The sequence below is a fragment of the Paenibacillus sp. P4_E11 genome, from assembly GCF_056401635.1.
In genome coordinates this window covers 1-11,793 of record NZ_JBFUIX010000066.1, presented here as the reverse complement: position 1 = coordinate 11,793, position 11,793 = coordinate 1, and the positions used below count along the sequence as shown (strand labels likewise).

The window sequence follows — 11,793 nt, the reverse complement described above, 5'->3', positions numbered from 1 at the left end:
CGTGGCGTCGGGACTCAGCTCTTCGATGGACAGCCTGGGCCGAATCGCGGGACGGCTGATGGGGATGGGAGCGTTCCACTTGAACATCGGCTTGCCGTTCTTGATCGGAGGCGTGCTCTGCCTGGCCGCGCTCACCCTGTTGTTCGGCTTCCTGGCCGCCGATCGCAGCACGCGATCCTCAGCTTCTGCCGCTTGACGAAGTACCTACAGAACGACCTCTCCAAGTCGATTTGCTGCTAGCTGCGGCACTCCGAATTGGAGATTTTTTTATGGATGACTTTGAAAACGCTTTAGCATATAATGTACACAAATCGAACGATTAGAGCGGATTATACCGATAGCTTCATCCTACCCGAAATATATATTACTGCGCCACAAACAAGTTCGAGTATTTGTCCCAGATGGGGCCATGGGGGCCAATGAACGGGAAGCTGATCGTACCGACTTGAACGGAGACGGACGTAAAGATATTGCCGTCGTGAATGGGGAAGAGCCGTATGTGGACACAGCGATCTCTTGGGAGTCGCGTGACATCAGGCCTATAGACCGATAAACCGTATAGAGAAACACCAGATATTTTGGTTTTACCCTGTACCAGATCGTTTCCCTCAGCTCTTATACTGAAGGGAACGGAAGGAGGCGCAGCACGATGTACAAGCTTCTGGTCGTGGACGATGAACCGACGGTTCGGTTCGGTTTGCGCAGTTATATGAGTTGGGAGCAATACAATATCGAGTTCGCCGGTGAGGCGGATGACGGAGATACGGCGCTGGAAGCGGTCGAACAGCTCATGCCGGACATCGTATTGACCGATGTGCGAATGCCCAATATGGATGGGATTACGCTTTCGAATGAAATTCGGAGGCGTTTTCCCCATATCAAAATCGTATTCGTGAGTGGACATGACGACTCGGACTACTTGAAGTCCGCGATGCAGGTGAGTGCGGTTGATTATATATTCAAGCCGGTTAATCTGACAGAGCTGAAGACGGTCATCAAACGGGTCGTCGCCGAGCTGGATGCGGAGCACTCGGAGCGGAATGTGATTCAGGAGATGCAGATCAAATTAAAAGAGAGCATGCCCCTCCTCAGGGAGAAATTTCTAATGTCGCTGATTCGCGAACGAGCTGCCCAGCCAGACCGGGTTCGGGAACGGATGGAATTCCTCGGCTTGAGCATGCCTTACACAGCTGCCTTTTGGGTCATTGTAGTATCGATCGACCGTTTCACCGATATCTTGGACATGTATTCGGAGCGGGATCTCCAGATTCTCTCCTATGCCGTTCAAAATGTGTGCCAGGAAGTAATAAATGAATATCTAAACGGATTCGTGTTCGAGCATCGAAGGGGTGAGTTCGTCGGGATCGTGTACGCAGAGCAGAAGCGAGAGGGGCTGACTTCGACCGATCCTGCAGAGATCAAGCGAATGAATGAAGCGGAAGACCCAGAGGAGCAATTGTTTGAACTGGCTGCTCAACTGCGCGTAAGTCTACAGCGATGGCTCCGAATCAGCGTCACGATTGGGATAGGCGACCGTGTGCCCCAGTTGGATGGGCTAACTGGCTCTTACGAGCAGGCAAGGGAAGCGGCGGACGGCAAATGGTATCTGGGACAAAACCAGATTTTAACGATGGATAGTTTGAATGTAACTAAGCTGGAGCCGAATGAAGAAGGTTCGTATTCGTTTGATCCGGCCAAAATCGGCAAGTTGGTGTCGATCCTTAAGGGAGCCGATCCCGTTCAACTTGGTTTGGCACTCGACGAGCTATTCGATGGATTGGCGCGGCATCGTAAAGGCGGGCCCAAATATAGTCGCAATGTAATATTGCAGATCGTCCTCCTGGCTGGACAGCTGATGCTGGAGCTGAGCCTGCAAGACAAGGAACTTGAAAAAAGGGAAGCCAAACTGTGGGAAGAGCTATTCAAGCAAGAGACGATTACCGAGCTGCGCCAACTGCTGGAGATATACCTGCTGGAGGTGTGCGTCAGAATCCGAGAACGGCGCAACGGTAGAGCGAACAATCTAGTAGAAAGAGTAAAGGCGATCATTGAGAGGCGCTACACCGAAAATGATCTTACCGTATCGGAAATCGGGAAAGAAGTGTATTTGACCGATACCTATGTAAGCTTGCTATTCAAGCAGGAGACAGGGAAGACGGTTAATGAATATTTGACGTTGTATCGAATCGAGCAAGCGAAAAAAATGCTGTTGGACCCCACCTACAAGACTTATGCTATTTGCTATGCCGTCGGCTATGCCGATCCGAGTTATTTCAGTAAGTTATTCAAAAAGGTAACTGGGTTCACGCCAAGCGCATATCGAGAAACCAGGCATTCCTGAAAGAGGCGATGATCCGTTTGTTTGAATTCGTCCGCAATACGGCAGGCTCGGTTAGAGAAGTTGTTCGCCGGCTAAGCATGCCCCGGAGATGGTTGCTTACTTTTATCACCTTAGTCTTCCTGCCTGCAATTGCACTGGTGTATGTCTATAATGAGCGTACAGCCTCGATCTTGGAGGAGGAGGTTACCAGTTCGATGCTGCAGACAGTGAAGCAGGCGGGTAATAATTTGTCTTACCGGTTAGGGCATATCCGGGACATTAGCAATGCAGCGTCGATGAATCAGAAGCTCTATCAATTTTTGCAAGATGACGACGTTCCGAGCATAGGGCGGCAGTTGGAAGTTTTGAAGGATCTAAGGTATTTGGTAGAGACGGTTCAGACGAATACAGATGTATTCAGAATGCGCTTATTCGTAAAAAATACAACCATGCTCGCGGAAGAACGGTTTAACTTTTTTTCGTTGGACAGTTTGAAGAGTTGGCCCTTTTACAACAAGGTACTGGATGCTAACGGTGCGATCGTATGGAGCGACATCTACAAGCAATATTTCATTGACACCGGCGATGTGTATATCATGTCGAGTGCGAGGTTGCTACATGATTCCAAACAGTTTGGCCAAGTGTCCGCCATGTTGCTCATAGACGTTTCGGAGAAGCTGGTCATGGAGATCTTGGCCGATCTCGATCAGGCGAAGCCGAACAACGTCTTTCTTGTCGATCAATCCGGGGTTATTTTGGCGCATGCCGATAAATCGCGAATCGGTACATCCTTGGAAGGGGAGGTTCAGTCGGTTATTCGACAAGGCACGGAAGGAAAAGTCAAATTCCAGCTGCACAACAAGGACGAATACGGCATGTTTTCGACGATCCAGCCTACCGGCTGGAAGGTGGTGTTGCAAGTACCCGCTTCCAACATTTCCGAAAAGGTCAAGCTGAAGAAGTCGGCCGGCATAGCTACGCTTGCTGGTATTTTCGCGATGTTCTTATTACTGGTTTTTGCGCTGCTTGCCTTGATTATTCGARGCATGAATCGCCGCCTGCAGCAGGTCATTCACGTGATTCGCGAGGAAGGGATCGAGCGGCTCGACGTGCCGCATCCGATGCCGGACGGGAATTTCGTGATGCTGGAACGTAGCGTCGATGTATTGATTCATCGAGTGCGGTCTTTAATGGAGCAAACCTACAAGGCGCAAGTTCTCGAGAGGGAGGCTCAGCTGCGAGCGCTTCAAGCGCAGATCAATCCTCACTTCCTGTACAATACGCTCGATACGATCAACTGGATTGCCATTGGACATGGCAATCACGATATTAGCAAGATGATCGATTCCTTGGCCAAGTATTTCCGGCTGAGCTTGAACAAGGGGAAGGATGTGATGAGTGTGGCAGACGAGCTGAACTTGGCCCAAGTGTATTTGGATATTCAGAAGAGCCGATTTTTGAATTCGTTCGAGTATCGGATCGAGCCGGATCCAGACGTGCTCGACTATATCGTGCCCAAGCTTACGCTCCAGCCCATTGTAGAGAACGCGCTTTTGCACGGAATCCGTAAAATGAAAACTCAATTCGGGACTATCCTGATTAGAGCCTATCGCGAGGAGAACGAGTTGATCCTTATAGTGTCAGACAACGGAATTGGAATGGAGGAGGAACGCGCGCAGCGGCTTCTTGTCGAACCGCAGCTTCAGTCCCGGCCAGATGGCTCAGGCAGCTCCTATGGGCTGTATAATGTGAATGAACGGATCAAGCTGTTCGCAGGTGATACTTCGGGTCTCAGTATTTCTTCCCGATTGGGTGCAGGCACTTCTGTATCCGTACGGATCCGGCTCGAGCCATATAAGCAATAGGCTTGATCGGGTACAAATGATAGGTATGGAGGGAACCAGAGGTTCTCTTTTTTTTTCGCAACGGGTTCCTCCAAGGTCTATAGGATTCGACCAGAGATTGAAGTTTTGCCTCCTACAATCGATCGCCTCCTGCCACTTATACTAGGAGTACATGCATGAGCAGGTTCCGAACATGGAGATGGAGGCCAATCGATGAGCAGTATTACCCCTGAGCTGAACGAGACACACTCGTCAGTTCGAAGCAACAAAGTTAGAAAATACAGATGGAAGTTGTTCCGCAACAATTTGGATACCTATGCTTTGCTTCTTCCAGGACTCGCGTTTTTACTGATATTCCGATATACCCCGATGTACGGAGTGATCATTGCGTTTCAAGATTTTAATATTTTTGATGGCATTGCCGGAAGCGAGTGGGTGGGGCTAGAGCATTTTCGCAAGCTGATGCATTCGGACGAGTTTATGCAAGTCTTTCAAAATACTTTGATCATCAGCTTCTACAAGATCGTACTGCTGTTCCCGATCCCGATTATCCTAGCGTTGTTTCTAAATGAAGTAACAAAAATGTGGTTCAAGCGAACGGTACAGACGCTCGTGTACTTGCCGCATTTCCTGTCATGGGTCATTATCTCCGGCTTGTTCATCAACATCCTGTCTCCGTCGAGCGGGATCGTGAATGTGGTGATTCAATGGTTCGGCGGTCAACCGATCTCCTTCCTGATTGACAACGATTTTTTTCGCGGGACGATCGTATTCACAGCGGGGTGGAAGGAAGTCGGCTGGAACGCCATCATTTTCATCGCCGCGATCGCCGGCATCGACCAGGACCAATATGAAGCGTCATCGATCGATGGAGCCAGCCGGATTCAGAAAATGATCTATATCACTTTGCCGGGGATTGCCCCCACGATCGTACTTATGCTTATCCTGCGCATCGGGCATTTGCTGGATGCCGGGACTGAACAAATCCTAACTATGTACAATCCGGTCGTCTATGAGACGGGCGATGTCATCGGAACTTATGTGTATCGGGTCGGTTTAGGCAAAATGGATTACAGCTTCTCTACAGCCGTAGGTTTATTCAACTCCATAATCGCCTTCATCCTGGTTATGTCCGGCAATTTCCTTAGCAGAAAGTTTGTGAAACGTAGTATTTGGTAGGAGGCGACCTCATGAAGAAACGTACCATAAGTGATCTCACCCTGGATGCTGTTGTCTACGGCACGCTGCTTCTATTGGCAATCGCGACGCTGCTCCCCTTTGTCAATGTATTGTCCAAGTCGGTGAGCGAGGAGTGGGCGGTTGTCTCGGGCAAGGTCGGGATATTCCCTGTCGGATTTCAGTTGGAGACTATGAAATTCGTCATCACATCCAACCAGTTCCTTCGTTCCTTTTTGGTTTCTATTTTTATCACCATCGTGGGGACTTTTCTCTCCCTACTCATCACGGCAGTTACGGCATATCCGCTTTCCAAACGGCATCTGCCTGGCATTAGCTTCATCATGCTCTTGTTCGTATTCACTATGTTGTTCAGCGGGGGCATTATCCCGAATTATATGCTGATCCGCGGTCTCGGACTCATGAATAGTCTGTGGGCGCTCATCCTGCCGTCTCTCCTCAGCGTGTTTAATTTGCTTGTCATCAAGAGCTATTTCGAAGGGCTCCCAGAGAGTCTGGAGGAGTCCGCACGGATTGACGGAGCTCGTACAATAACGATTTTGTTCCGCATCCTGCTGCCATTATGCGGGCCGGTGATGGCTACGATCGCTTTATTCTATGCCGTCTCTTACTGGAACGATTTCTTTAGTGCCATRATCTACATCAACAGCTCATCGCTCAGACCGCTGCAGCTTTATCTGCGCGATATTGTCTTGAATGCCAGTTCTCTCACTGTGGGAATCGAGCGTTCCTCGGACGAATTGATGAATCTTTCACCGGACAATGTCCGATCGGCGACGGTCATCGCCTCCACTATTCCGATTTTGCTTGTATATCCGTTTTTGCAGAAATATTTTATCAAAGGCGTTCTACTCGGGTCCGTGAAAGGGTAGGATCCGAACTAGCCCAGCGGCGCATTAACTTCTCTTGCGGGGACGCCTGCAGGGATTAATGAAATAGATAGGTAGAAATTCCAACTATTTAGGAGGGTTCACTTTTGAAAAAGATTTTCAAGCAAGCACTAATACTTCCTGTTGTAGGAGCGATGGCCGTCTCCTTGGCAGCTTGCGGAGGCTCGGATGCCCAATCGAATTCGAGCAGCCCAAGCACGAAGCCCAAGCCTGAATTGCGTACATTGCAAGCTTGGATGAAGGACGATTACAACACGTATCCGGTAGGCAAGATGCTAGAGGAGCGAACCGGCTATAAGGTGCAATATGATATGCTTCCTCAGGAAAACGTGCTGGAGAAGCTGAACCTGCTGATCGCTTCCTCCGAGCCGTATGATACGATCACGACTCCCGGCGTGAGCGCCTACAGGGCTTTGTATTCCGACTATGCCAAGCGAGGGGCCTTGGTCGACTTGGGCCCCCTCATCGACAAATACGGACCTAATATAAAGGCGGCGATCTCGCAGGAATCATTCGATGCCGCCAAGATCGACGGCAAGATCTATGCCATTCCGGTCAAAACGTTAACCAATGTAGCAGGCTCCCTCATGATTAGGCAAGACTGGCTCGACAAGCTGGGACTCAAGATGCCTGCAACCACAGATGAACTGGTAACCGTATTGAAAGCATTCAAGGAGAAGGATCCTGGAGGCAATGGAAATCAGAACATCCCGTTCTCGATTTCGGGAGGCGGGTCCATTGAGCTCAACCTGGCAGGAGCTTTCGGACTGTCCAACACATGGAACGAAGTGAACGGCAAGCTAGTGCCGATTGCCTATGATCCAGGCTACAAGGAATATCTCGTCTTCATGAACGAGCTGTTCAAGCAAGGCTTGCTAGACAAGGAATTCGCAGTGAACAAAGGGGCGAACGTGAATGAGAAGTTCACAAGCGGTAAGGTTGGTGTCATAGCGGTCAATTGGTCCAGCGTGCCCGCATTCGCGGATGCGCTGGTGAAAAATAAGCCGGACGCCAAGATGGTCTATATGCCGGCCCTTAAAGGACCACAAGGCAAGTTTGGCTTGCAGGAGCCTGCAGGATTCGATCGACTTACCTATATCCCAAAAGCGTCGAAGCATCCGGAGGAGGCCATAAAGTGGATCAACGCCAAACTGGACAAGGATACATTCCGGCTAACGGCCATCGGCGAAGAAAACAAGCACTATACTTACAAGGACGGAGCCTATACCCCGATATTGCCGATTTTTAACGATGAGCGCAATAGTGCGCACCTTTACCTGACCGGCTCGGATGAAAAAAACTATCCGATCTACTGGCAGGCCCGCGTACGCAAGGATGCCCGTTTGTTCGACGCTTACGCCTTCTTGAATATCAAAGAGCCTGCCCAAACACGGATCCCGGATACGATTGGCCGCAGTCCCTATTTGGAGGAATATGCTAAAAATAATGACTCGCTGAATGCGATGCTGAACGATCAGACGGTCAAATACATCGCAGGCGCAGAGCCGATCTCGAACTTGGATGCGTTCCTTACAAAATATAAAGCTGCTGGCGGGGACGCGAGCTACAAGGAAGTCAACGATTGGTACGCTGCAACAAAGAAAAATAAGTAACATGCAAGGGATCAGCGATAGGGTGAGATCAAGAAGCAAACAACGCTAATCATGGCTGGGCGACATCAGTTGGGCAATATGCTGTTTGCATGATAGTGAGACAAACGGCAGTGAATTCTCCGCTCCACTGGGCGTGGCAACCGTAATAGTTTTTACGTCCCAGCGCGACGAGGCGGAGCAATCGTTCTGCCCTGTTATTATCCATCGGAACATGGGGCTGAAAAGCAAACACGGTGAGTGCGCCCGAGTTCTTTCGCGCACTAAGGCAATTCCACAACTACAGAGAGGTGATTCGATATGTTGGATTTCAGCAAAATCAAGTACTACGAGCCCTCGGCRCCATCGTCCAATGAGGCCTACAAGACCGATCTATGTATCTACGGCGGTAGCTCAGCCGGAGTAGCGGCAGCTGTACAAGCAAGACGCATGGGGTTAACAGTCGTGCTCACAGAATTCGGCCACAAGCTTGGAGGCTTGTCCTCCGGCGGACTTGGTCAGACTGATATCGGCAACAAAGCTGCGATCGGAGGTATCTCACGTGAATTTTACCAAGCAGTGGGGCGCCACTACGGATGTACCGAAGGTTACGGCACGCAATGGACCTTCGAGCCTCACGTAGCGGATCGTATTTTCCAGGGGTGGGTCGAGCAAGATGGGATCACGGTGCTGTATGGTCAACGCTTGTCGACCGTTCATAAGTCGCAACGCAAGATCAAGAGCATCGTGATGGAGAGCGGCGTTCAGATTGAAGCGGACATGTTTATCGACGCCACTTACGAGGGGGACTTGTTGGCTGCAGCCGGAGTCTCGTATCATGTAGGCCGTGAAGCGAATTCGGTATACAAGGAAACGTTGAACGGCGTTCATTTCGGCGATCCGCATCATAATTTTAAAGCATGGGTCGATCCGTTTGTTATTCTGGGCAAGCCGGACAGCGGCTTGCTGCATGGCGTATCCGACGCGGCTCCGGGCTATCAGGGCCAAAGGGATCACTGTGTTCAAGCCTACAACTTCCGTATCTGTCTGACGAATGATCCTGGCAACCGCCTGCCGTTTCCGGAACCTCCGAACTACAATCCCGAGATGTTTACCCTGCTGGCTCGCTATATCGAAGCAGGGGTATGGGACTCCCTCCGGCTTCACTCATCGATGCCGAAGAGCAAGACAGATCTGAACAATTTCGGCGGGGTGTCAACCGATTATATAGGAATGAACTATGAATGGGCTGAAGGCAGCTACTCAAAACGCGAGCAAATTTTCCAAAACCACTTGACTTATAATCTGGGTTTGCTGTATTTCCTTTGCAACGATAAGCGCGTGCCCGAGGCCGTTCGCGAAGAGACACTGCAATGGGGGTTGCCGGCTGACGAATATATGGATTTCGGAGGCTGGTCTCCACAGCTTTACATCCGCGAAGCGCGGAGAATGATTTCGGACCTGGTGATGACAGAAGACGACTGCCGTGGCTACCGCAAAGTGTCTGATCCCGTAGGGCTTGCCGCTTATCGGATGGACTCTCACAACAGCCGGCGCATCGTCATTGATGGCCGTTGCATCAATGAAGGTAACGTTGAGGTTCCGCCTAGCGGTCCCTACCCAATTTCGTACCAATCGATCATTCCCAAGGGTGAAGAGTGTCTCAATCTGCTGGTGCCCGTCTGCCTCTCCTCCTCCCATATCGCGTACGGCTCAATCCGGATGGAACCGGTGTTCATGTGCTTGGGACAATCGGCTGCAACCGCAGCGGCGCTAGCCATCTGGCACGGCACATCGGTTCAGGATGTCGATTACGCCGATTTACGCAAGCGCCTGATAGAAGACCGACAAGTATTGGAAAGCTAATTGTGGCTTAAACATCGCACGACAATTGGGCAAGAATCGAGCTTTGATTGAATGATTTCATAGCATCGGATGGTCTATCCGCTACAGGATGCCAAGTGGATGTTGGACCGGTTTGCTAGGGGAGTGTCAAATTCGGGTTAAATTTAGGTAATAGTGATTGTTGTTACGGTTCGAAATGATTATAAAATAATCAAGGAGGAGTTTGCTATGATAAAAAGTTTAAGGAAGTTGATTTTGATAGCTTTGCTTTCAACATTGGCTTTAGTGCTATTTTATCTGATACCTGCCTTGCAACCTTCTGTTTCGGCTCAATCGTATAATAATTTGGTATCCAATGGTGGGTTTGAATCTAATTTGACTGGTTGGGGTGGAAGTAGTACTACGAAAAGTGTTGTTTCCACTACCTCCCATAGTGGTACGAAAAGCCTCAAACATGTTTCCGATGCCACTAATCGCTGGAATGTAGTTGTTTCAAGCAATACTTGGAGTGCCGTTGAAGGCCAAAGTTTTCGTCTTGATGCGTATGCCAATACTAGCCTGACTCAAGGTAATTATCAAATTGGGTTAAGATGGGTGAACGCTTCTGGCGGCACAATTGATTATAATTTCTATACAATTAAGAATTCAAGCACTTGGGCAAGATCGGGCAATACATTCGTAGCTCCTGCAAATACAGCAAAAGTTCAAGTATATTTGTTAATGCCTCAATATTCAGTAGGCACAGTTTGGTTGGATGATATAACTTTGACTTCGGATAATTTAGCGCTGGATCCTGGCTTTGAACTTAATAACGGAAGTTGGATAAGCAGCGGGACCGAATTCAGCTATGATTCAACTACATTCAGAACGGGTTCCAAGTCCGGCAAAATAACGGGTTCTGCAAGCGCTTGGAACGTAGTAGTTACAAATCCAACTGCACGCATTGCTAGTAACGAAAACCAGGATTATGTCTTAAAATTATTTTCCAAAGACACGGTATCGTCGGGTACGTTTCGTATAGGAATGAGGTACACCGATGATGCAGGAAATACAGTGGGATCCTACAGTTTTACTGTAGTGGCAAATGGTGCTAATTGGCACCAAACCATCACACCCACGATGAAGACACCTGCAGGAACAAAATACGTTCAGATTTACATGTGGCTATCGCAAGATGCGGTTGGGTCTGTGTGGGTGGATGATGTTGTCCTTGAATCACAAAATCTCGAACTGAACCCGGGTTTTGAAAGTGGTATGACCGATTGGAATACAACGATCGGAGTTATAGATACGAGTAATTCTTATCAAGGAACAAACTCTTTTAAGTTAACCGGCAGCAGTTCAGAAGGATGGAATGTTCTTAGCGGCCATTTGGTTTCAGTGAATCAAGGAGATAGTTTTAAAGTTCAATCTTATGTGAAGAGCAGTCTTACTGCGGGCGGATTGAAAATGGGGCTGCGCTTTATCAAGCAGGATGGGTCTACTAATATATCCGATGCTTTCAATGACGTTCCTTTAACAAGCGCTTGGGGCAAAAAGAGCGATGTATTCACTGCTCCTGTAGATACAGCATTTGTGCAAATTTATTATTGGTTAAGTCAAGATGCAGTAGGATCTGTATGGCTAGACAATGTGAATCTAAGCAGTGCACCTACCCCTTTTGTCTTCAACATGACAGAAAAGCATGTGTGGAGCACAGATTCAATTGTAACAACTAACTTCGCAGTAAGCTTGACTGATGAGAATTTGTCAGACTATAAAGTAAAACTTGAAAGGTATAATTTTGGCGGGACAACCCCTGTCTTTACCAAAGAATACTTAACCCTCACATCGAATCTTGCAGACACTTTCAATGTGTCAACTCTTCCTACAGGATATTCAATCTATAAAGCTTATTTAATAAGGAAAAGTGACGGATTTATCAGGGGTACAGAAATTCAGGAAGTTTTGAAGGCGGATAAGTATACTTACCCGGCAATACCAGACACCACCAGTGTAACTTATGATGTCTACAAAGCAATACTTCTTAATGGAAGCACGTTTTTACCACGTATGATGTATTCACTGCTCCTGTAGATACAGCATTTGTGCAAATTTATTATTGGTTA

10 protein-coding genes are annotated in these 11,793 nt (G+C 48.6%); 9 read left to right on the top strand and 1 reads right to left on the bottom strand.

The window, feature by feature from the left end; translation table 11 throughout:
• Position 1 precedes the first annotated feature (1 nt).
• The 7 genes from AC1DWB_RS22300 to AC1DWB_RS22270 all read left to right on the top strand — a co-directional run bounded on the left by AC1DWB_RS22300 (position 2) and on the right by AC1DWB_RS22270 (position 7,864).
• Complete coding sequence (locus AC1DWB_RS22300; protein WP_477543290.1) at positions 2 to 196, top strand: hypothetical protein; 195 nt, start codon at positions 2 to 4, stop codon at positions 194 to 196.
• 213 nt (positions 197 to 409) lie between these two features.
• The gene (locus AC1DWB_RS22295; protein WP_477543289.1) at positions 410 to 553 is read left to right on the top strand and encodes a hypothetical protein; all 144 of its coding nucleotides are present in this window, start codon (positions 410 to 412) and stop codon (positions 551 to 553) included.
• A 96-nt stretch (positions 554 to 649) separates the two neighbouring features.
• Positions 650 to 2,341 carry a response regulator gene (locus tag AC1DWB_RS22290; protein WP_477543288.1) on the top strand — a complete coding sequence of 564 codons (1,692 nt, stop codon included), beginning with the start codon at positions 650 to 652 and terminating at the stop codon, positions 2,339 to 2,341.
• An 8-nt stretch (positions 2,342 to 2,349) separates the two neighbouring features.
• A complete protein-coding gene (locus AC1DWB_RS22285; protein WP_477543287.1) occupies positions 2,350 to 4,185 on the top strand; it encodes a sensor histidine kinase in 1,836 nt (611 codons plus the stop codon).
• Positions 4,186 to 4,377: 192 nt separating this feature from the next.
• Positions 4,378 to 5,343, top strand: a complete 966-nt coding sequence (locus AC1DWB_RS22280; RefSeq protein WP_409341514.1) for an ABC transporter permease — start codon at positions 4,378 to 4,380, stop codon at positions 5,341 to 5,343.
• Positions 5,344 to 5,354: 11 nt separating this feature from the next.
• A complete protein-coding gene (locus AC1DWB_RS22275; protein WP_477543286.1) occupies positions 5,355 to 6,233 on the top strand; it encodes a carbohydrate ABC transporter permease in 879 nt (292 codons plus the stop codon).
• A 104-nt stretch (positions 6,234 to 6,337) separates the two neighbouring features.
• Positions 6,338 to 7,864 (top strand): extracellular solute-binding protein, encoded by a 1,527-nt coding sequence (locus AC1DWB_RS22270; protein WP_477543285.1) that lies wholly within the window; start codon positions 6,338 to 6,340, stop codon positions 7,862 to 7,864.
• A 49-nt stretch (positions 7,865 to 7,913) separates the two neighbouring features.
• Here the strand turns inward: AC1DWB_RS22270 and AC1DWB_RS22265 are convergent, their stop codons facing one another.
• On the bottom strand, positions 7,914 to 8,141 hold the full coding sequence (locus AC1DWB_RS22265) for an IS66 family transposase (RefSeq protein ID WP_477543284.1): 228 nt from the start codon (positions 8,139 to 8,141) through the stop codon (positions 7,914 to 7,916).
• 20 nt (positions 8,142 to 8,161) lie between these two features.
• On the opposite strand from AC1DWB_RS22265, the gene AC1DWB_RS22260 reads away from it, so the two are divergent.
• Together AC1DWB_RS22260 and AC1DWB_RS22255 are read left to right on the top strand one after the other, a co-directional pair.
• Entirely contained in the window at positions 8,162 to 9,706 is a 1,545-nt protein-coding gene (locus AC1DWB_RS22260) for an FAD-dependent oxidoreductase (protein WP_477543283.1), read from the top strand.
• 207 nt (positions 9,707 to 9,913) lie between these two features.
• Positions 9,914 to 11,761, top strand: coding sequence for a carbohydrate binding domain-containing protein (locus AC1DWB_RS22255; RefSeq protein WP_477543282.1), 1,848 nt, complete (start codon positions 9,914 to 9,916; stop codon positions 11,759 to 11,761).
• The last annotated feature ends 32 nt before the right edge of the window (positions 11,762 to 11,793 follow it).

Bases quoted from the DNA above. Each gene is read 5' to 3' on its own strand.
- AC1DWB_RS22255 (WP_477543282.1), top strand. From the start codon at position 9,914: ATGATAAAAAGTTTAAGGAAGTTGATTTTGATAGCTTTGCTTTCAACA.
- AC1DWB_RS22295 (WP_477543289.1), top strand. From the start codon at position 410: ATGGGGGCCAATGAACGGGAAGCTGATCGTACCGACTTGAACGGAGAC.
- AC1DWB_RS22290 (WP_477543288.1), top strand. From the start codon at position 650: ATGTACAAGCTTCTGGTCGTGGACGATGAACCGACGGTTCGGTTCGGT.
- AC1DWB_RS22280 (WP_409341514.1), top strand. From the start codon at position 4,378: ATGAGCAGTATTACCCCTGAGCTGAACGAGACACACTCGTCAGTTCGA.